The 20,686-nt window shown below is 65.3% G+C and carries 14 protein-coding genes; 9 read left to right on the plus strand and 5 right to left on the minus strand.

Annotated elements, in window-relative coordinates:
• Positions 1-237 precede the first annotated feature (237 nt).
• Positions 238-1,797, minus strand: coding sequence for a threonine ammonia-lyase, biosynthetic (gene ilvA, locus C6A77_RS22540; RefSeq protein WP_114171485.1), 1,560 nt, complete (start codon positions 1,795-1,797; stop codon positions 238-240).
• Between the two features lie 194 nt (positions 1,798-1,991).
• The gene (locus tag C6A77_RS22545) at positions 1,992-2,423 is read right to left on the minus strand and encodes a PACE efflux transporter (protein ID WP_114171487.1); all 432 of its coding nucleotides are present in this window, start codon (positions 2,421-2,423) and stop codon (positions 1,992-1,994) included.
• 191 nt (positions 2,424-2,614) lie between these two features.
• Here C6A77_RS22545 and nrfB point away from each other — a divergent pair, with 191 nt between their 5' ends.
• The 3 genes from nrfB to C6A77_RS22560 are packed head-to-tail and all read left to right on the plus strand — an operon-like array spanning position 2,615 to position 8,627.
• Positions 2,615-4,789, plus strand: a complete 2,175-nt coding sequence (nrfB, locus tag C6A77_RS22550; protein WP_114171488.1) for a cyclic di-3',5'-guanylate-activated glycosyltransferase NrfB — start codon at positions 2,615-2,617, stop codon at positions 4,787-4,789.
• A complete protein-coding gene (locus C6A77_RS22555; protein WP_114171490.1) occupies positions 4,786-7,788 on the plus strand; it encodes a phage receptor in 3,003 nt (1,000 codons plus the stop codon). Before nrfB ends, C6A77_RS22555 begins: the two co-directional genes overlap by 4 nt.
• Positions 7,788-8,627 (plus strand): DUF4434 family protein, encoded by an 840-nt coding sequence (locus tag C6A77_RS22560; protein WP_114171492.1) that lies wholly within the window; start codon positions 7,788-7,790, stop codon positions 8,625-8,627. The genes C6A77_RS22555 and C6A77_RS22560 overlap by 1 nt, the downstream gene beginning before the upstream one ends.
• Before the next feature lie 120 nt (positions 8,628-8,747).
• On the opposite strand, the gene C6A77_RS22570 is transcribed toward C6A77_RS22560, so the two are convergent.
• Together C6A77_RS22570 and C6A77_RS22575 are read right to left on the minus strand one after the other, a co-directional pair.
• The gene (locus tag C6A77_RS22570; protein ID WP_114171496.1) at positions 8,748-10,046 is read right to left on the minus strand and encodes an ATP-binding protein; all 1,299 of its coding nucleotides are present in this window, start codon (positions 10,044-10,046) and stop codon (positions 8,748-8,750) included.
• 6 nt (positions 10,047-10,052) lie between these two features.
• Positions 10,053-10,754, minus strand: coding sequence for a response regulator transcription factor (locus tag C6A77_RS22575; RefSeq protein WP_114171498.1), 702 nt, complete (start codon positions 10,752-10,754; stop codon positions 10,053-10,055).
• A gap of 255 nt (positions 10,755-11,009) precedes the next feature.
• Here C6A77_RS22575 and C6A77_RS22580 point away from each other — a divergent pair, with 255 nt between their 5' ends.
• Positions 11,010-12,185: an efflux RND transporter periplasmic adaptor subunit gene (locus C6A77_RS22580; RefSeq protein WP_114171500.1), complete on the plus strand. Its 1,176-nt coding sequence runs from the start codon at positions 11,010-11,012 to the stop codon at positions 12,183-12,185.
• 11 nt (positions 12,186-12,196) lie between these two features.
• Complete coding sequence (locus C6A77_RS22585; RefSeq protein WP_114171502.1) at positions 12,197-15,322, plus strand: efflux RND transporter permease subunit; 3,126 nt, start codon at positions 12,197-12,199, stop codon at positions 15,320-15,322.
• A gap of 215 nt (positions 15,323-15,537) precedes the next feature.
• Here C6A77_RS22585 and C6A77_RS22590 read toward each other — a convergent pair whose 3' ends face one another.
• Positions 15,538-15,828 carry an HU family DNA-binding protein gene (locus tag C6A77_RS22590; RefSeq protein ID WP_114171504.1) on the minus strand — a complete coding sequence of 97 codons (291 nt, stop codon included), beginning with the start codon at positions 15,826-15,828 and terminating at the stop codon, positions 15,538-15,540.
• 187 nt (positions 15,829-16,015) lie between these two features.
• Between C6A77_RS22590 and mobA the strand changes: the two genes are divergently transcribed.
• The 4 genes from mobA (at position 16,016) to C6A77_RS22610 (ending at position 20,518) form a co-directional block, all read left to right on the plus strand.
• Positions 16,016-16,591: a molybdenum cofactor guanylyltransferase MobA gene (gene mobA, locus C6A77_RS22595; RefSeq protein WP_114171506.1), complete on the plus strand. Its 576-nt coding sequence runs from the start codon at positions 16,016-16,018 to the stop codon at positions 16,589-16,591.
• Between the two features lie 416 nt (positions 16,592-17,007).
• Positions 17,008-19,107, plus strand: coding sequence for a type VI secretion system tip protein TssI/VgrG (gene tssI, locus C6A77_RS22600; RefSeq protein ID WP_114171508.1), 2,100 nt, complete (start codon positions 17,008-17,010; stop codon positions 19,105-19,107).
• Positions 19,104-19,679: a DUF4123 domain-containing protein gene (locus C6A77_RS22605; RefSeq protein WP_114171510.1), complete on the plus strand. Its 576-nt coding sequence runs from the start codon at positions 19,104-19,106 to the stop codon at positions 19,677-19,679. The genes tssI and C6A77_RS22605 overlap by 4 nt, the downstream gene beginning before the upstream one ends.
• Entirely contained in the window at positions 19,676-20,518 is an 843-nt protein-coding gene (locus tag C6A77_RS22610) for a hypothetical protein (RefSeq protein ID WP_114171512.1), read from the plus strand. The genes C6A77_RS22605 and C6A77_RS22610 overlap by 4 nt, the downstream gene beginning before the upstream one ends.
• Positions 20,519-20,686: the final 168 nt, after the last annotated feature.

Here is a 20,686-nt window from a genome sequence, read left to right on the forward strand (position 1 = left end):
CGCCGGTGTTCGCGGCTAAAGCCGCTCCCACAAGTACAGCGTGAGCCCGGACCTGCGCCGTCCCAGTGGGAGCGGGCAAGCCCGCGAAGCAGGCGACGCGGTGGATGGCACCGGCTGCGCCGGTGTTCGCGGCTAAAGCCGCTCCCACAGGTTCAGCGTAAACCCGAGGCCTACGCAGCCCCCCTGTGGGAGCGGGTTCACCCGCGAAGCAGGCGGCGCGGTAGCACAGGTACCGCGTCAGCCAAGAAACAGCGTATAAGCCGGGTTGTCGGTCTCGTCCCAATAGCGGTAACCCATCTCGTCCAGCGCCAATGGCAAACCATCGCGCTCATTCTCCGGCACCTCCAGCGCGGCAAACACTCGCGCCTGCGCCGCACCATGGTTGCGGTAATGGAACAGGCTGATGTTCCAGCGCTTGCCCAACCGCTCCAGAAAGCCCAGCAACGCCCCCGGCCGCTCCGGGAACTCGAAACGCAGCACCCGCTCATCGGCACCCGGCGCGGCATGGCCGCCCACGGTATGGCGCACATGCAGCTTGGCCAGCTCGTTGTCGGTCAGGTCCAGCACGCTGTAGCCCTGCGCGCGCAGGCTGGCCAGCAACTGCTCGCGCGGGTCGTGCACGGGATGGGTCTGCACCCCGACGAACAAGCGCGCCTCCTTGCCCGGGTAGTAGCGGTAGTTGAACTCGGTGATCTGCCGCTTGCCCAGGGCCTGGCAGAAGGCGCGGAAGCTGCCCGGCTGCTCGGGAATGGTCACGGCAATGATCGCCTCACGCTGCTCACCCAGTTCGGCACGCTCGGCCACATGGCGCAAACGGTCGAAGTTGACGTTGGCCCCGGAGTCGATGGCCACCAGGGTCTGCCCCTGCACACCCGTGCGTGCCACGTATTTCTTGATCCCGGCCACCGCCAAAGCCCCGGAAGGCTCGGTGATCGAGCGGGTGTCGTTGTAGATGTCCTTGATCGCCGCGCACAACTCGTCGCTGCTCACGGTCAACACCTCGTCGACGAAGTGCCGGCACAGCTCGAAGCAATGGGCGCCGATCTGCGCCACCGCCACGCCATCGGCGAAGGTGCCGACCTGCGGCAGGATCACCCGCTCGCCAGCGGCCATGGCCGCCTGCAGGCAGTTGGAGTCCTCCGGCTCGACGCCGATTACCTTCACCTCGGGGCGCAGGTACTTCACATAGGCAGCGATGCCGGCGATCAGCCCGCCACCGCCCACCGGCACGAAGATCGCGTCCAGCGCACCCGGGCGCTGACGCAGGATCTCCATGGCCACCGTGCCCTGCCCGGCGATCACATCCGGGTCATCGAACGGCGGCACGAAAGTAGCACCTTCGCTGTCGGCCAGCTGCAGCGCATGGGCCAGGGCATGCGGGAAACTCTCGCCATGCAGCACCACATGGCCACCGCGCGAACGCACCCCCTCCACCTTCAGCGAGGGCGTGGTGGTAGGCATGACGATGGTGGCCTTGAGCCCGAGGTGCGAGGCCGCCATCGCCACGCCCTGGGCATGGTTGCCCGCCGAGGCGGTGATCACCCCGCGCTCGCGCTGCGCGGTATTCAGGCGGGACAGGCGGGTATAGGCGCCGCGAATCTTGAACGAGAACGTCGGCTGCAGGTCTTCACGCTTGAGCAGTACCTGGTTGCCCAGGCTGGCAGACAACGCCGGCGCCGCTTGCAGGGGCGTTTCGATGGCCAGGTCGTACACCGGCGCAGCAAGAATACGCCGCACCTGCTCCGACAGCAGTTGCTGGGGGGTGACGGTAGAACGAGGGCTGACGAAGCTGGTCATCGATGACTCCTGGGGTTTTATTCACGTGCCCAGGAGTCAGAGAGAAGAAACCCGCCTCCAGGGCGGGTTCGGTGCACGTAAGCGCTAGCCCGCCAAGCTGATAATGGCGGTAATAATAATGACGCTGGCGTGCTGGAAGGTGTTCATGGGCAAGGAACTTAGCCGGTAGTGCCGCATAGCGTCAACCCCTGGGCTCAGCATTTCGCCTGCTGCGCCGAAAGCGGTACGTCGAACACCTTGTCGAAGCCCCACTGGAACACGAACGCGTAGACGAAGAAGAACACGAACAGCGCCAGGTTGGTCAGCAACGCCGCCCACAGGCTGACGTCCAGCCAGTAGGCCACCAACGGCAACAAGATCAGCACCAGCCCGCCCTCGAAGCCCAGGGCATGCAGCAAGCGCCGCAGGAAAGTGCGCTCACGCTGGCGCTGGCGCGCTTCCCAGCGCTCGAACAGCCAGTTGAAGGCCATGTTCCAGCTCATCGCGATGCCCGACATCAACACCGACAGCACGGCCGACTGCGCCATACCGGCGCCGAACGCCAGCTCCAGCGCAGGCGCCACGCAGGCGACGGCGATGGCTTCGTAGAGAATGGCCTGGACGATCTTGCGTGCCTTGCCTTGCATGTTCTGCTCCTGGGTAAACGACCTGTAAACTACAAGAAGTGGCTTGTAAGAAAAAGCCTGAATTTTGGACAACCCTGCATTCGGCTGCTTGTATCTATCCCGTACAAACGCCGACATGTCGTACAACTTCGTCCAAGGAATCGAACGAGGATTTAGACAATGGCTTACGCCTTCCTGCCGGTGACCGGCACATGAGCCTAGTGTTCATCGATTTTCTCACCTACGTGCTGTTCGGCCTGAAGATCTTCGCGATCGTCCTGGCCTCGCTGATGTTCCTGCTCGGCCTGGATGACCTGTTCATCGACCTGTGCTACTGGGGCCGCAAGCTGATCCGGCGCTTCCGCATCTACGACAAGTACGAAAAAGCCGACGAGAAGCGCCTGTACGAGGTGCCGGAAAAACCCTTGGCGATCATGGTCCCGGCCTGGAACGAAGTCGGCGTGGTCGGTGAAATGGCGCGCCTGGCCGCTTCGACCATCGACTACGAGAACTACCAGATCTTCGTCGGCACCTACCCCAACGACCCGCAGACCCAGGCCGACGTCGACGCGGTATGCCTGCACTACCCCAACGTGCACAAGGTGGTCTGCGCCCGCCCCGGCCCTACCAGCAAGGCCGACTGCCTGAACAACATCATCGACGCGCTGCTGCGCTTCCAGCAGGACGCCGGCATCGAGTTCGCCGGGTTCATCCTGCACGACGCCGAAGACGTCATCTCGCCGATGGAACTGCGCCTGTTCAACTACCTGCTGCCGAACAAGGACATGATCCAGATCCCGGTGTACCCCTACGCGCCGGAATGGAAAGGCTTCACCGCCGGCCACTACGTCGACGAGTTCGCCGAAAACCACGGCAAGGACGTGATCGTGCGCGAGGCGCTGACCGGCCAGGTGCCCAGCGCCGGGGTCGGCACCTGCTTCAGCCGCCGCGCCATCAGCGCGCTGCTCGAGGACGGCGACGGCATTGCCTTCGATGTGCAGAGCCTCACCGAAGACTACGACATCGGCTTTCGCCTGAAGCAAAAGGGCATGAAGTGCATCTTCGCCCGCTACTCGATCACCGACCCGGCGCTGGCCCTCAAGCAGGAATGGCGCCCCGGCATGAGCCGCGAGTTCTCCCAGGTGATCTGCGTGCGCGAGCATTTCCCGCGCGACTGGCAGCATGCCATCCGGCAGAAGTCGCGGTGGATCGTCGGCATCGTGTTCCAGGGCACCAGCAACCTCGGCTGGAGCCGCAAGGGCGCGCTCAACTACTTCCTCTGGCGTGACCGCCGCGGGCTGATCGCCTACCTGCTGAGCTTTTTGGTCAACCTGTTGCTGCTGGTGTTGCTGGCCATGTGGCTGGTCACCGTGATTGCCCCAGAGGCCTGGCGCTTCATGTCGATCCTCGACGACAGCTGGCTGCTGACCACCTTGCTGTGGCTGAACGGGCTGTTGCTGTGCAACCGGCTGTTCCAGCGCGCCTGGTTCGTCACCCGCTTCTACGGCATCGGCGAAGGCCTGCTGTCGGCGCCACGGATGATGTGGAGCAACTTCGTCAACTTCTTCGCCAACCTGCGCGCGCTGCGCCAGGTGATGGAAATGGGCGACTCGCGGCGCGTGGCCTGGGACAAGACCACCCACGAATTCCCCGCCATCGCCGCCCCTGCCCGCACGCCGCTGGGCCAGCGCCTGGTGGCCAAGGGCCTGATCAGCGACGAACAGCTGCAACAGGCCATCACCAGCCCGGTACGCCGGCGCCTGGGCCGCGAGCTGTTGCTGCGCGGCTGGCTGAACAGCGAACAGCTGGTGGCCACCCTGGCCGAGCAGCTGGACCTGCCCTGGGCACCGCTGAACCCGTTCAAGCTCGACCCGCAGCTGATCGCCAAACTGCCGCGCAAGCTGGCGACGCACTATGGCGTGCTGCCGGTGGCCGAAGACGGCAATACGCTGGTGCTGGCCAGCGAAAGCCCGGTCAGCCAGGTGTCGCTGGGGGTGATCAGCCGCCTTCTGAAGCGCCCGGTCAGCGCGCGCCTGGCGCCACAGGGCCGGGTCACCCTGGGCCTGCGCTACCACTACCCAAGCCCCTGGCAGAAGCCGGAAACCCGCGACATGCTGGCCACCCTCGAACGCCACCAGGACGACGAGGAGCTGCTCGAACGGGTCAGCCATCACCAGGTCATGCTCGGCGCCCTGCTGCAGGTGCGCGGCATGGTCCCGGTCACCCTGTTCAACCAGGCGCTGATCGACTTCGACCCCGAATCCCAGAGCCTGGGCGAACACCTGATCGCTCGCGGCATCATCACCGAGCAGGTGCTGCAACAGGCCCTGATCGAACAGGCCAGCGAACAGCAGGCCGCCTTTGACCTGACCCGGGAGGTGGCATGAAGCCGCGTTTTTCCCTCACTTTCACTGGCCTGTTGCTGTGTTCCACCGCCCTGCCTACCGTCGCCGCCGCGCCGATGACCGACTTCCAGCGCTTCACCAGCTACCCGTTCATGGAGCGCAGCTATCGCGAGGCGAAGAAGGACAATTGGGCCGAGGTCGAACGCCTGACCCGGCACGTGCTGGGCCGCGTGCCGAACAACGACGAAGCCCGTGCGCTGCTGGTCGAGGCCTTGGCCCATCAGCGCCGCTACCAGGAAGCCGAAGCACTGGCCGAACAACTGGGGGGCAGCCCCGAGCACGCCAACGCCCTGCTCGAACTGCGCCTGGCCTGGATCGAGCAGGACTCGCCCGCCGCCAGCCAGGTTGAACGATGGCTGGCCAGCAGCGACGGTGCTCAGCGGGTGCGCCTGTGGCAGGCCTACAGCCTCAAGCTGGCCAAGACCGGTGGCGCCGCCAAGGCGCTGGACTGGCTCAACCACCTGCCGCCGCAGGACGATGGCCAGGTCCTGCGCCTGGCCCGGGCCAACTTCGCCGAGCAGTTGCGCGACTGGAAGCAGACCATCGAGCAACTGCAGCCCCTGGCCGACCAGGGCGCATTGCCCGCACCAGACTGGCAGCGCCTGGCCAATGCCTATATCCAGCAAGTGGACGAAAAGGGCCTGAACGCACTGCTGCCCAGCGCCCCGTCCGCCGAAGCCGCCAACCAGGCCCGCCTGGCCATGGCCAACCGCGCCATCGGCGTCGGCCAGAACCAACAGGCCCAGCGCCTGCTGCAAGCTCTGCCCGCCGAACAACTGAACCAGCCCGAGCAGCGCCAGCAGCTGTGGGAGCTGGCCCGCGAAGGCCAGGACGCGCCGCTGGTGCAGCGCCTGAGCAACGAACTGCAACGCCCCTGCCTGGAAACCGTCGACTGGTTGTCGCGCCGCGACCCGGCACTGGCCCGCGAGCAGCTCAAGGGCTGCACCGCCAGCAGCGACCCAAGGGCCTACGCCGTGCTCAGGCAACGCTTGTACGGTGACCCACCGCAGCCGCCGCAACCGCGCACCGCCGCCGAATGGGCAAACCGCTACCGGCAAAGCGGCGATCTGGCCGCGCTGGAGCAGGCCACCTTCCTGTTGACCCAACAAGGCCAGGGCGAACATGCCCGGCAGTTGCTGGAACAGGCCTATGACCGCCGTCACGGTCGCCTGACCCCGTCGCTGCTGCAGCGCCTGGGCAACCTGTATGCACGCGACGACGGCGCGCTGGACAGCCGGCGCATGCTCGGCCTGGTCCCGCAGGTCGACGCCAGTACCCGCGCCCAGTTGCTGGGCCGCCTGGCCGAAGCCGGCCAATGCGATGCGGTACGCCAGGCCGTGCCGGCCACCCCGAGCGAGCCTGGCCAATACCGCGCCCTGGGCCGCTGCGCCATGCCCGCGCAGCCCGGCGAAGCGGTGGTCTACTACCAGGCCGCCGAGCGCCTGGGTGACAGCGCTAGCCGGCTGCCCTTGGCCTATGCCCTCGAGGCCGCCGGCGATTCCGAGGCCGCCCTGCCCGTCTGGCGCAGCGTGCCGGACAGTGCCTGGACCGACAACGCCCGGCTCACCGCCGCGCGCGGCGCACTGAACGCTGGCGATGTGCAGGCGGCCCGCCAGCACTGGGATGCCGCTGCCCACCAGAATGCCGATGACTGGGCGCTGGGCGCCGCCATCGCCGAGCGCCAGGGCGATTACCCGAGCGCGCTGGCCTTGCAGCGCCAGGCCCTGTTGCACAACCCGCGTGCCGAGCATTACTACGCCGCCGCCAGCACCGCGCAACTGGCCGGCGACAGCGCGCAGAGCACTGCCTGGCTGGCCGAAGCACTACGCCTGGCCCCTGACCAGCCACGCTACCGCGCCGACTACGGCATGCGCCTGGCCGGTTCGACCGACAAGGCCCAGCGCCGCCAGGCGATCCCCTACCTGGAACGCGCGACCCGCGATTTCCCCGAGGACTACCGCCTTGGCGAAACGCTGGCCCTGCGCTACGACGAAGCCGAAGACAGCGCCTCGGCCCGCCGCGAACTGCGCCGCATCCTCGATGTGGAGCAGCAGGTGGTCGACGGCGACGACGAATACGGCAGCCTGGAAGCGCGCAAGTACCGCCAGCGCCGCGCCCACGAAAGCCTGTCGCGGCGCGACACCATCACCCTGGCCAGCACCTGGTCGCCGGCCGGCACCTCGACCAACGACAAGTTCCTCGATGGCCAGCGCAGCGGCAGCTCGCGCCGCGCGCAATCGCAGAACGTGCAGCTGGCCATGTGGGACCACGCCCTGGGCGAAGAGCCCAGCCGCAACGGCAGTACCCTGTCGGTGTACGGCAGGGTGCTGTTCGGAGGGCAAAGCCGCACCGACTACGCGCAAAGCATGGGCACCGGGGTCGGCCTGCGCTACAAGCCACTGGGCCAGGCCAACCTCAACCTGTATGCCGAGCTGTACCACCAGCGGCAGATCGACGAAGCGCATTACCGCGGCCTGAGCCTGGGCCAGTTGCTCAGCCCGGCCAAGGTCGGCGGCAACTGGGGCGACCTGCGCCATCACGCCGAATCGAGCAACGACCTGCTGTTGCGCGCGACCGCCTCGTTCCTCGACCAGGGCGACTGGCGTAACGACTGGCGGGTCGATGAAGACCAGTGGAACGAGCGCTTCCTCTACCTCGACGCTGCCTGGTGGACCCGTGCCGGCGACCACGCCTGGCTGTCGCGCTACCAGCAGGGCCACGCCTGGAAGCTGCCCGGCAGCTCGCCACAAACCCTCATGCCGTATGGCTTCGTCGAGTTCTCCAGCCAGGACCCGAGCAACGACTGGCGCCAGGACGCGCGGGCCGGGGTCGGCGTGCGCTGGCAATGGTGGTTCGACGATGACCGCTACAACGCCTATCGCGGTTCGCTGAAAGTGCGCGCCGAGTACCAGCAAGCGCTGGGCGGCAACCTCTACGAGCGCGCCAACGGCGTGCTGGTCGGTGCGGAGTTGACCTTCTGATGCGTACCCTCATCGCCCTCTGCCTGTTGGCCCTGTGCCTGCCGGCCGGTGCCGACCAGCGCCTGTTCTACCAACCGCTGAACCGCGATGCCAGCGTCACCCCTGCCCAATGGCAGCAGCTGTGGCGCGCCACCGTGGCCCAGGGTGGCAAGACCCTGATCGTGCAATGGAGCGCCTACGGCGACAGCGATTTCGGCGCGGCTCAAGGCTGGCTGGCCAACAGCTTGCGCAGCGCCCGTGCCGAAGGCCTGCAACTGGTGCTGGGGCTGTACATGGACCCGGCCTACTACCAGCGCCTTGACCAGCTGGATAGCGAAGGCCTGAACAGTTACTGGAAAGCGCAGCTGGGGCGCTCGCTCGGCCAGTACCAGCAACTGCGTCAGACCTGGCAGTTGCCGGTGGACGGCTGGTACCTGCCGATGGAGCTGGACGACTATCATTTTCGCCAGGCTGAGCGCCGCGATGCGCTGTACCGCCAGTTACAGGCCTTCAACCGCCAGCTGGACAAGCCCTTGCACATCAGCGCCTTCAGCGCTGGCAAACTGTCACCACGGGTCACCGCCGCGTGGCTGGACCAGCTGGCCGCGGCCGGCTTGAGGGTGTGGTGGCAGGATGGCGCCGGCACCGGGCGCTTGCCGGCGCTGGTGCGCCAGGGCTACGAACAGGCCCTGCCGTGCCGGGTGGGTGTGGTGCGCGAGGCGTTTCGCCAGGTCAGCGCGCCAGGCCAGGCGTTCCGCGCCGAGCCGGCCGAGCCGAAGCTGGCGGGCGGGTGCCATGCCGAGGCGGTGTTCGACCTGCGTTACCGGCCCTGGGCCCGGGGTGTTCTGCCCAGCAATTGAGTCGCCAGGCCCGGCCTGTTCGCGGGCTTGCCCGCTCCCACAGGTACAGCACAGGTTTGTGAGACTGTGTGGTCCCTGTGGGAGCGGGCAAGCCCGCGAACAGGCCAGCACAGGCAACACCTACCCAGCGGGCAAACGAATGCGAAACTGCGCCCCACCCAGCGCCGATTGCGCCACGGTCAAGGTGCCACCCTGCCCCTCGATCGCCCGCCGGCTGATCGCCAGCCCCAGACCAAACCCGCCGGTGTTGCGGTCGCGGCTCCGGTCCAGGCGGTAGAACGGCTGGAAGATCCGCTCGCGCTCCTCTACCGGAATGCCGATCCCGTCATCTTCCACCGTCAACAGGCACGCCCCGCCCTCTTCCAGGCGCAAACGCAGCAACAGGCTCTGGTCGCAGTAACGCATGGCATTGCGCACCAGGTTCTGCACCGCCCGGGCCGTCAGCCGCGGGTCCAGCACGAAACGCGGCAGGTCAGCCTCGGCGCGCACTTCCCACTGGATACCCCGGCCATCGAGCTCCTCGGCAAAGCCGCCGAGCACACTGTCGAGCAGTTCCAGCAACGACACTTCGACCCGCTCGCGGGCCTGGTCGGCGTTGTACAGCCGGCTGTAGGACAACAGCTCCAGCACCAGTTCATCCAGCTCGCGCACATGCCCCACCAGCTCCAGCAGGCGTTTGCGGCTGGCCGGCGGCACTTCGTCGAACAGCAACACCAGGCCGAAATCCAGCCGGGTCAAGGGGGTGCGCAATTCGTGCGACACCGCATTGAGCAGCTCGCGCTGCTGGTTGACATGGCGTTCCAGGTCGCTGGCCATGGTGTCGAACACCCCGGCCAGCTCACCGATGTTGGAGTGCGGCGAGATATGCGTGCGTTCGGCCATCTGCCCCTGGCCCAGGCGCCGGGCGGTTTCCTTGAGGCGCTCCAGGTCGCGCCAGTGCGGCCATACCCACAGCAGCAGGCAGCCGAGCATGGCCGCCCCGATCAGTACCGTCACGCCCCACGACAGCACGTTGATGTCCAGCGGGTCGGGCGGCGAGTGCAGGCGCACCAGCCACTCCTGGTCCAGCGGCGCCAGCACGGTTTCGTAATAGCCCCAGTCGGCAATGCGCACGGCGTACAGGCCATGCTCCAGGCGGGCCTGCTCGTCCTCGCTCAAGCCGGCCTGGTCCATGCGCAGCAACTGCACCTGCAGCGGTGCGAAGTCGCTGGCCAGTTGCTGCTCCACCGCCGGCCACTGCGCGCGCGGCACCTGGCGGAACTGGCGTACGATCAGCGACTGCACGCCCTTGGTCTGGTCCAGGTTGTAGGCCATGAAGCGCTCCTGGAACAGCCCGACGATGGTGTCGGGGATGAACAGCAGCGCGCCGGCATAGGCCACGATGATCACCAGGTACAGCCGCACCAGAATCTTCAGCATGGGCGCTCAGCACTCCCACTCGACACGGCTGAACAGGTAGCCCTTGCCCCACACGGTCTTGATCTTGCGCGCCTCGCCGGCGTTGTCGTCGAACTTGCGGCGCAGCTTGGAGATGGCCACATCCACCGAGCGGTCGGTGCCATTGAACTCGATGCCGCGCAGCTGCTGCAGGATGCGGTCGCGGTTGAGCACTTCGCCAGCGTTGCGCGCCAGCACCACCAGCAGGTTGTACTCACCGCTGGACAGCTCCACTTCTTCGCCGCGCCAGCTCACCGTGCGCTCGGCCAGGTCGATGCGCAGGCCGCCGATCAGGATCAGGTCGTTGTCCAGGCGCGGCTCGTTGACGCTGCTGCGGCGCAGCAAGGTGCGTACGCGGGCCAGCAGCACGCGCGGTTCACAGGGTTTGGTCACGTAGTCGTCGGCGCCCATTTCCAGGCCCAGGACCTGGTCGTGGCTGTCGTCGCGGGCGGTCAGCATCAGGATCGGCAGGCTCTGCGATTCCTGGCGCAGCAGGCGGCACAGTTGCAGGCCATCGATGCCCGGCAGCATCAGGTCGAGAATCACCAGGTCAGGCCTCTGCCGGCGGTATTCGTCCAGCACATGATCGCCCCGGGCGATCACCTGGACATGGAAGTCGTTGCGTTGCAGGTAGCTGGCGATCAGCTCGGACAGGGCGCTGTCGTCTTCGACCAGGAAAATGTTCGGCATAGGCGGTTGGGGATCACAGGATGTGGTAGAACTTGGCGGCCTCTTCGCGGGCACAGCACAGGTTTCAGAGACTGTGTGGTCTCTGTGGGAGCGGGTTTACCCGCGAAGAGGCCGCTACAGACGTAGGCAGAATATAGAACCCTACACCCCGACAGGCTTGTTCTTCACACTTTTTCACACTCGCCCTACAGGTATTAACAGCCACCCACGGAATACCTGCCGTAGCATAGAGGCGGTCATCATCGGAAGATCCGTATGTCTACTACCCTCCCCCTGCGCCTGCGCCCATTGGCGCTCGTGGCGTTTCTGAGCCTGGCCCTGGCCGGCTGCGACGACAGCGCCGAGCCGGACGAACAGGCTCCCACCCCGCATGTGCGGGTGGAAACCCTGCAGCTGCAGCCACTGGCCATCAGCAGCGAACTCAGCGGCCGCATCCTCGCGCCGCGCACTGCCGAGGTGCGTGCACGCGTTGCCGGCGTGGTGCTCAAGCGGGTTTACCGCGAAGGCAGCGACGTCAAGCAAGGCGATGTGCTGTTCCTCATCGACCCGGCGCCGTTCAAGGCCGACCACGACAGTGCCCGCGCCGTCCTGGCCAAGGCCGAAGCCACCCTGTACCAGGCGCGCCTGCAGGAGCAGCGCTACCGCGAGCTGGTCGACGACAAGGCTGTCAGCCGCCAGGAATACGACAACGCCAAGGCCAGTTTCCTGCAGGCCGACGCGGCCGTGGCCGAAGCCAGGGCCGCCCTGGAGCGCGCCCGCCTGAACCTCGGCTACGCCACCGTGACCGCGCCGATTTCCGGCCGCATCGGCCGCGCCCAGGTCACCGAAGGCGCGCTGGTCGGGCAGAACGAGCCGACGCCGCTGGCGACCATCCAGCAGCTGGACCCGATCCATGCCGACGTCACCCAGTCGACCCGCGAGCTCAACGCCCTGCGCCGCGCCCTGCGGGCTGGCGAGCTGCAGCAGGCAGGCGATGGCCAGGCCCGGGCGACGCTGATCCAGGACGACGGCAGCGCCTACCCGCTGCCGGGCAAGCTGCTGTTCTCCGACATCGCCGTCGACCCCAGCACCAACCAGATCACCCTGCGCAGCGAGTTCCCCAACCCCGACCTCGACCTGCTGCCCGGCAGCTACGTGCGCGTGCGCCTGGAGCAGGCCGTGCAACCCAAGGGCCTGAGCGTGCCGCAACGCGCCATCTTGCGCGACAGCGCCGGGGTGCCCAAGGTGCTGGTGGTCGATGCCCAGGCCAAGGTCAGCGACCGCCAGGTGGTACTGGGCAATGCCCAGGGCGACCGCTGGATCGTCAGCGAAGGCCTGGCCCCTGGCGAGCAGGTCGTGGTCGAAGGCCTGCAACACGTCAAGGCCGGTGACCAGGTACGGGTCGACGACACCTCAGGGGCCTCGCCCATCGCACAGCATTCCGGCCAGTGAGGGCCTGATTCATGCCGCACTTCTTCATCGACCGCCCGGTATTCGCCTGGGTGGTCGCCCTGTTCATCCTGCTGGCCGGGGCCCTGGCCATCCCGCAATTGCCGGTGGCCCAGTACCCCAACGTGGCGCCGCCGCAGGTAGAAATCTACGCCGTGTACCCGGGCGCCTCGGCGGCGACCCTGGACGAGAGCGTGGTCAGCCTGATCGAGCAGGAGCTCAACGGCGCTGACAACCTGCTGTACTTCGAGTCGCAGAGCAGCCTGGGCAGCGCCACCATCACCGCCACCTTCGCCCCGGGCACCAACCCGGACCTGGCCCAGGTCGATGTGCAGAACCGCCTGAAGGTGGTCGAGTCGCGCCTGCCGCGCCCGGTGACCCAGCAAGGCCTGCAGGTGGAAAAGGTCTCCACCGGCTTCCTGTTGCTGGCGACCCTCATGTCCGAAGACGGCCGGCTCGACGAAACCGCCCTGTCGGATATCCTCGCGCGCAACGTGATGGACGAGATCCGCCGCCTCAAGGGCGTCGGCAAGGCCCAGCTGTATGGCTCCGAGCGCGCCATGCGCATCTGGATCGACCCGCGCAAGCTGGTCGGCTTCAACCTTACGCCCAACGATGTGGCCGAGGCCATCGCCGCGCAGAACGCCCAGGTCGCGCCCGGCAGCATCGGCGACCTGCCCGGGCGCAGCACCCAGGAAATCACCGCCAACGTGGTGGTCAAGGGCCAGCTGAGCAGCCCGGAAGAGTTCACCGCCATTGTCCTGCGCGCCAACCCGGACGGCTCGACGGTGACCGTTGGCGATGTCGCCCGGGTCGAGATCGGTGCCCAGGAATACCAGTACGGCACCCGTCTCAACGGCAAGCCGGCCAGCGCCTTCAGCGTGCAGCTGGCGCCGGGCGCCAACGCCATGGAAACCGCCACCCTGGTGCGGGCGAAAATGCAGGATCTGGCGCGCTATTTCCCGGAAGGCGTCAAGTACGACATCCCTTACGACACCTCGCCGTTCGTCAAGGTGTCGATCGAGCAGGTCATCAATACCCTGTTCGAAGCCATGCTGCTGGTGTTCGCGGTGATGTTCCTGTTCCTGCAGAACCTGCGCTACACGCTGATCCCGACGCTGGTGGTGCCGGTGGCACTGATGGGCACCTTTGCCGTGATGCTGGCCATGGGCTTCTCGGTCAACGTGCTGACCCTGTTCGGCATGGTGCTGGCTATCGGCATCCTGGTAGACGACGCCATCGTGGTGGTGGAAAACGTCGAACGGATCATGGCTGAAGAAGGCCTGCCGCCCAAAGAGGCCACGCGCAAGGCCATGGGCCAGATCAGCGGTGCGATCGTCGGCATTACCCTGGTGCTGGTGGCGGTGTTCCTGCCGATGGCCTTCATGCAGGGCTCGGTGGGGGTGATCTATCAACAGTTCTCGCTGTCGATGGCGGTGTCGATCCTGTTCTCGGCGTTCCTCGCCCTCAGCCTGACCCCGGCGCTGTGCGCCACCCTGCTCAAACCGGTGGCCAAAGGCGAACACCACGCACGTAAAGGCTTTTTCGGCTGGTTCAACCGGCGTTTCGAGAGCATGAGCAACGGTTACCAGCGCTGGGTGATGCACGCGCTCAAGCGCAGCGGCCGCTACCTGCTGGTGTACGCGGTGCTGCTGGCGGTGCTGGGCTATGGCTTCAGCCAGTTGCCCACGGCATTTCTGCCCACCGAAGATCAGGGCTATACCATTACCGACATCCAGCTGCCGCCCGGTGCCAGCCGCATGCGTACCGAGCAGGTAGCCGCGCAGATCGAGGCGCACAACAGCGAGGAAGCGGGGGTGGGCAATACCACGTTGATCCTTGGCTTCAGCTTCTCGGGCAGCGGGCAGAACGCGGCGCTGGCCTTCACCACACTGAAGGACTGGTCCGAGCGCGGCGCCGACGACAGCGCCCAGTCGATCGCCGAACGCGCGACCCTGGCGTTCAGCCAGCTCAAGGACGCGATTGCCTTCTCGGTGCTGCCGCCGCCGATCGACGGCCTGGGTGAATCGACCGGCTTCGAGTTCCGCCTGCAGGACCGCGGCGGCATGGGCCACGCCGCGCTGATGGCGGCCCGCGACGAGCTGCTGGCCAATGCCGGCAAAAGCAAGGTGCTGACCAACGTGCGCGAGGCCTCGCTGGCGGAAAGCCCGCAGGTCCAGCTGGAAATCGACCGCCGCCAGGCCAATGCCCTGGGCGTGTCGTTCGCCGACATCGGCACGGTACTGGATGTGGCCGTGGGTTCCAGCTACGTCAACGACTTCCCCAACCAGGGCCGCATGCAGCGGGTGGTGGTGCAGGCCGAAGGCGACCAGCGCAGCCAGGTCGAAGACCTGCTGAAAATCCACGTGCGTAACAACAGCGGCAAGATGGTGCCGCTGGGCGCCTTCGTCCAGGCCAGGTGGGTCAGCGGCCCGGTGCAGCTGACCCGCTACAACGGCTACCCTGCAGTGTCGATTTCCGGCGAGCCGGCGGCCGGCTACAGCTCGGGCGAGGCCATGGCCGAAGTCGAGCGCCTGGTGGCGCAGCTGCCGGCCGGTGCCGGCCTGGAGTGGACCGGCCTGTCGCTGCAGGAGCGGTTGTCCGGCAGCCAGGCACCGCTGCTGATGGCGCTGTCGTTGCTGGTGGTGTTCCTGTGCCTGGCGGCATTGTACGAAAGCTGGTCGATCCCGAGCGCCGTGCTGCTGGTGGTGCCGCTCGGCGTGCTCGGCGCCGTGCTGGCGGTGACCCTGCGCGGCATGCCCAACGACGTGTTCTTCAAGGTCGGCCTGATCACCCTGATCGGCCTGTCGGCGAAGAACGCCATCCTCATCATCGAGTTCGCCAAGCACCTGGTGGACCAAGGCATGGACGCGGCCGAGGCCGCCGTACAGGCTGCGCGCCTGCGGTTGCGGCCGATCGTGATGACCTCGCTGGCCTTCATCCTCGGCGTGGTTCCCCTGGCCATCGCCAGCGGCGCCAGCTCGGCGAGCCAGCAGGCGATCGGCACCGGGGTGATCGGCGGCATGCTCAGCGCCACCCTGGCGGTGGTGTTCGTGCCGGTGTTCTTCGTGGTGGTGATGCGCCTGGCGCGCAAGGGCAAAGCCGCAACCGCGAGCGAGGCGCTACCCGACGGCCATTGATGGCTGTGAGCAAGGGGGCTGCTGCGCAGCCCATCGCCGGCAAGCCAGCTCCCACAGGTACTGCACAGGGCCCAAGCCTCATGCGGTACCTGTGGGAGCTGGCTTGCCGGCGATAGGGCCAGGACAGGCAGCACAAAACAGTTGCTCCCACACCCTTTGGAAGCCTGGCTTGCCCGCGATACGCCGCTTGCCGGTCATTGCCGAGGTTTGGCCTTCTACCCAGCTCGGTCGTCGAATCTGACGGCTTCCTTCAACTTTTTGCCAGCGCTGAACCTGGCCTTGATCGCTGCGGCAATCTTCAACGCTTTGCCCGTTCGCGGGTTTCGGCCGATCCGCGCTTTCCTTTGCGCAGTTGAAAAGGTGCCAAAGCCCACCAGGATCACATCCTCGCGCGCGCCCAGCGATGCCTTGACTGTCTCGATAAAGGCATCGACCACCTTTTGTGCCATTACCTTGCTCAAGTCAGCGCGTTGCGCCACGTCAGCTACCAGTTGCGATTTGTTCAAGTTTCTTCTCCTTGTCATGGCCCCGGGCACCTTTGCAATGCCAAGGCTGCAGCTGTATTGAAGGAACTACGCACCATCGGCACAACTGGCAAAAATGTCAGGTCTGCTCAACTCGCACGCTGGCTTGCTGGACAATGGTTGCAGGCCGTGGGAGGGTTGCGCTCTTCCCCAGCCTGGAACTGCAATCATGACCAGCCCCCTGCCCGCCAGCTCAGCCCTGATTCTCGCCGGCGGCCGTGGCCAGCGCATGGGTGGCCGGGACAAGGGCCTGATCGACTGGCAGGGCGAACCGCTGGTTGCCCATGTGCATCGGGTGCTGCGCCCGCTGACTGACGACCTGGTGATTTCCTGCAACCGCAACCAGGATGCCTACCGGGCGTATGCCGACCAGCTGGTGGGCGATGTCGAGGCTGATTTCCCCGGGCCGCTGGCGGGGGTGATTGCCGGGCTCAAGGTGGCGCGGCATGACTGGCTGGTGGTGCTGGCCTGCGATGCGCCCTTGGTCGAGCGGGCGCTGATCGAGGATCTGCTGCGCCTGGCAGCGGCCAGTGACAGCGCGGCCATGGTGCGACAGGGTGGCTACTGGCAACCGATGTTCAGCGTATTGCCGCGTCGGCTGCTGCCGGTGCTGGAGCAGGCCTGGGCGGCGGGTGAGCGGAGTTTGCAGAAGGCCCTGCTGCGCGAAGCGGTGCAGGCGCTGGAATGTGCCGCAGGGGACCGACGGCTGAGCAATTTCAACAGCCCGGAACTGCTGCAAGGTTGAGGGCAGCGCTGTACCTGTGGGAGCGGGTTCACCCGCGAAAAGGCCCTCAGCCCGATCACGGCTGCAGCATATTCTCAACAAAGCCCAAGCGCCCGTCAGGCATCTAACACTTCTCTCTTGCCAGCTTCCATTTCCTCTTATTTGACGCGGTGGATGTGGAGCGGCCTTGTGTCGCGCCTACAGAAACAGCGCACAATTTGCTTCAGTTACATGCCCGAGCGAAGAAAGCCTAAAAAACAACTAAAGACCAAAAAACAAATATTAACTTACAAGTTTCGGAAACTTCCTACATATAAGCAAATCAACAACACCTTGTTCATTTCAATCCCTCCGCAGCCCTCTTACCCTGCAAATCCGCGCTCTGCATCAACGCCACGCCTGATACCGGAGCATTCCTTAACAAGGGAAGAGACGCCATGTACCGACAATCTGATCTGCGTTTCAGCTTCCAGCCCTTGGCTGGCGATCTTGAATTCGAGGTAGTTTCATTCGAGCTCGACGAAGCTATCAGCGCACCCTTTCAGTTGAAGCTCGAGCTAATCAGTTACGAAGACGAGGTCGACTTCGGTCAACTGCTTGACAAGCCCGTGCTGTTCACAATCTGGCAACGCGAACGCCCAATGCGCTACGTGTACGGCGTGGTCGGCACCTTCAGCCAAGGTGGAACGGGCTTTCACCGCACTCGCTACCACGCCTTGGTAGAGCCCTTGCTGGCCCGGGCCGAGCTGCGTTCGAACTGGCGCATCTTCCAGCAAAAGACCGTGCCACAGATTCTTGAGCTGATGCTGCAGCGCCAGGGCATCAGCCGTTTCGAAATCAAGTGCATCGGCGAGCACCAGGTACGCGAGTTCTGTGTACAGGCCGGTGAAACCGACCTTGACTTCATCGCCCGCCTGGCTGGTGAAGAGGGTTTCGTCTATCGCTTCGAACACACGCCGAAACACCACCAGCTGATCATCACCGACCGGCTGCTGACGCTGGGAAAGATCAGCCGGGGCGCGATCAAGGCCGATGACGATGAAAAGTTCTTCGAAGAGAATGAAGTCGGGCCTGACCAGGTGCTGTACCGTGCCAACAGCGGCGGCGACCAGGCCAGGCCCTGCCTGCGGCGCCTGCGCTACAGCGAACAGGTGCGTACCGCACGCCAAGTGCAGCGAGACTACACCTTTACCAATCCGCAGTACCGGCAGGAGCACCGCGCGGACGGCAGTGGCATCATCCATCAGTCCCAAAACTATGAGCGCTTCGACTACCCCGGCCGCTACAAACGCGATGTGGTCGGCGTGCCCTTCACCGCTACCCGCCTCACGGCCCTGCGCCATGACGCCCGTATTGCCGAAGTGGAAGGCGACGATGTACGGCTGCAACCAGGCCTGAGCTTCACCCTCATAGAGCACCCGCGCCAAGACCTCAACGCACACTGGCGCGTGATGCGTGTGCATCACGAGGGCAGCCAATTCACCAGCCTGCAAGAAGAAGCTGCCGGATCCGAACAGGGAACCCGCTACTCGCAGGAAGCAGTACTGGTGCCCGGCCGGATCGAATGGCGCCCCGCCCCACTGGACAAGCCACGTATCGATGGCCCGCACATGGCCACCGTGGTCGGCCCACCTGGCGAGGAGATCTATTGCGACGAGTGGGGCCGGGTCAAGGTCAGCTTCCCCTGGGATCGTGAAAGCAAGAACAACGAGTTCAGCTCCTGCTGGGTACGCGTGTCGCAAGGCTGGGCCGGAGGCAGCTGGGGCTCGATGGCTATCCCACGCATCGGCCAGGAGGTGATCGTACAGTACGTCAACGCCGACCCCGACCAGCCGCTGATCACCGGGCGTACCTATTGCGGCGACCAACTGCCGCCCTACGACCTGCCGAAGCACAAGACACGCATGACCATCAAGAGCCAAACCCATAAGGGTAACGGCTTCAACGAGCTGCGTTTCGAAGATGAGCTCGGTCGCCAGGAAGTGTTCATGCATGCCGAAAGGGACATGAACACCAAGGTCAAACACGACCAGACCCTGAGTGTCGGCAATGATCGCGCTACTGCAACTGGTCGAGACCACAGCACCAGCATTGCGCGTGACGAGTCAATCGATACGGGCCGAGATCGTCGCGATCATGTTCACCAGGACTGCTTCACCAACATTGGCCGTAACGACATCCTCTGCGTCGGCAACACAAGCCGCATCACCATTGCCGCCGACCACAGCCTGAGTATTGGTGGCAATCAGTCGTTGGTAATCGAAGGTACGCGGGCCATTGAAGCGCGTAACGCACAACGTCTGCTGACCCGCAGTTACATGCTTCAGGGCACGGAGCGTATCCACATCCGTGGCCCCAGCGGCAAGATCATCTTCGACGCCGACGGTATCACCATCGAAGCGCCAAACATCCGCTTTAAAGGCAATGTCACCTATCAGACACCTGTACAGGCCCAGGTCGAAGCCATCGAAGCCGCCATTCGGGAAGGCTCCCCGCTGATCGAGGAATGCCCTCTCGCCGGAAAGGACAACGCATGAGCCTTCACCAGCAATTATGCGAAGGCGGCCTGTGCACAGGTGTCGTCAGCGCAAGCCTGTTCGTGCTTGCCGAAGCGTCGGCCAATCCGGGCCTGCTGGGCAGGCTCGAGTTTCATTCCATTCAGCACCAATGCCTATGGCACCTGGAACATCACACCGGGCTGGAAAAGCATGCGCCATTGCTGTTCCAGCTGACCGCAGGCAGCGACCTGGACACCTGGCTGGGCGGACTGGAGGGAACGTTCGTCTATACGGTGGCCGAGGCTGCCCTACCCCTCGAAGCGCTTGCGCGCCACTTGCGCCGCTTTGGCAAAGTCGAGGAAGGCCGGCGCCGTTACTTGCTGAGGCTGGGTGACCCTCGGTCATTCAGTTTGTACGTCGGTTCACTGACCCACCAGCCCGACACCCTGGCCCGGCTGTTCGACCATGGGCGGATACGCAGACTGTACTTCCACGATTCGCGAAGCGGCCTTGCCCTTGCCGCCCAGCCGCTGTTCGAGCAGAGCGAACACGGCACCGAACGGGACGGCTGCGTGGCCTGGCTGCCATTGCGCAAGGGGGCCTCTGCATGAATCTGCCCAGTCTGGACCTGCGTGCGGTAAAAGCTGCATCCCTGAGGTCCACCAACCGACAATTGTCTTGCTTCCTGCTGGAGACGCTCGACGGTTCGTTCGCACGCTTTCATACCCGCCCCGAGGATGTTCCGCTGCTGGTAGCCGATGCGGGAGCTCTGGTCAGCGAAAATGGCTACACCTGTGGCAGGGAGTACAGCTTGCTGGTGCTGAGCCACTTCCTGCTGGGGCTGGGCTGGTGGAACGACCCTGCAAGCGAATCGGTGTGGTCGGTCACCCACGTTCCGGGCCTTACCCATGATGAGCGGCTCGATATGCTGACGGTGCAGGCCGTATCTCACCGGTCGCGGTGGGAGGGTCACCTTGCCCTCATGCACGACCTCACTCGGCAGATGTTGCAGTTGCCCGAAGACGAATGCGACCCCGATCGGCAGTGGCGATCACTGGAGCAGTTGATGACCCTGCGGGGCATACCTGGCGATGCACAGCGTGCCTGCTACTGCCGCTACGAGTCGGATGCCTGCTTACGCTACGCGCTGCCCGCCATCAACCACGTGGAGCTCAACGAGAACGAGATCCGCGCCTATCGCTATTACGGCAAACGGCTACCACAGCCGGCCGATGACCTGTACCCGTTGCCTTTTCTATCCCGCAACCAGGTGCTGCTGCATGTCCTCTTGGCGATCGCGTTCGGTCGTCACTTCTACCTCAACCCATTGTTCACCCCTTGGGTGAAGTCGCTGGAAGCCACGGACTCTCCCCGAGAGCGCCGCCTGGCGCTGAGACGTGAACTTGCAGCTCACCAACAGGCACTCAAGGAGTCGAGTCAGCATGGTTGAATCATCTGAGCTGCAAGCACTGAGTCAAGCCGCACTGAACGGGGCGCTGCCTGTTCCACCCGACATCTGCATACCCTGCTGCCTGCCCGGCGCGCTGTTCTCCCTCGACGGCGGGGATGGTTGCGACCAGTTGCTGGGCATCCCCTCGCAGAACGGCGTTGGGCCCGC

It is taken from the genome of Pseudomonas sp. AFG_SD02_1510_Pfu_092 (assembly GCF_003331055.1).
GTDB lineage: Bacteria > Pseudomonadota > Gammaproteobacteria > Pseudomonadales > Pseudomonadaceae > Aquipseudomonas.

What these genes read in the sequence shown, in the direction of transcription:
- ilvA (WP_114171485.1), bottom strand. Translation starts at nt 1,797, where the DNA reads ATGACCAGCTTCGTCAGCCCTCGTTCTACCGTCACCCCCCAGCAACTG.
- C6A77_RS22545 (WP_114171487.1), bottom strand. Translation starts at nt 2,423, where the DNA reads ATGCAAGGCAAGGCACGCAAGATCGTCCAGGCCATTCTCTACGAAGCC.
- nrfB (WP_114171488.1), top strand. Translation starts at nt 2,615, where the DNA reads ATGAGCCTAGTGTTCATCGATTTTCTCACCTACGTGCTGTTCGGCCTG.
- C6A77_RS22555 (WP_114171490.1), top strand. Translation starts at nt 4,786, where the DNA reads ATGAAGCCGCGTTTTTCCCTCACTTTCACTGGCCTGTTGCTGTGTTCC.
- C6A77_RS22560 (WP_114171492.1), top strand. Translation starts at nt 7,788, where the DNA reads ATGCGTACCCTCATCGCCCTCTGCCTGTTGGCCCTGTGCCTGCCGGCC.
- C6A77_RS22570 (WP_114171496.1), bottom strand. Translation starts at nt 10,046, where the DNA reads ATGCTGAAGATTCTGGTGCGGCTGTACCTGGTGATCATCGTGGCCTAT.
- C6A77_RS22575 (WP_114171498.1), bottom strand. Translation starts at nt 10,754, where the DNA reads ATGCCGAACATTTTCCTGGTCGAAGACGACAGCGCCCTGTCCGAGCTG.
- C6A77_RS22580 (WP_114171500.1), top strand. Translation starts at nt 11,010, where the DNA reads ATGTCTACTACCCTCCCCCTGCGCCTGCGCCCATTGGCGCTCGTGGCG.
- C6A77_RS22585 (WP_114171502.1), top strand. Translation starts at nt 12,197, where the DNA reads ATGCCGCACTTCTTCATCGACCGCCCGGTATTCGCCTGGGTGGTCGCC.
- mobA (WP_114171506.1), top strand. Translation starts at nt 16,016, where the DNA reads ATGACCAGCCCCCTGCCCGCCAGCTCAGCCCTGATTCTCGCCGGCGGC.
- tssI (WP_114171508.1), top strand. Translation starts at nt 17,008, where the DNA reads ATGTACCGACAATCTGATCTGCGTTTCAGCTTCCAGCCCTTGGCTGGC.
- C6A77_RS22605 (WP_114171510.1), top strand. Translation starts at nt 19,104, where the DNA reads ATGAGCCTTCACCAGCAATTATGCGAAGGCGGCCTGTGCACAGGTGTC.
- C6A77_RS22610 (WP_114171512.1), top strand. Translation starts at nt 19,676, where the DNA reads ATGAATCTGCCCAGTCTGGACCTGCGTGCGGTAAAAGCTGCATCCCTG.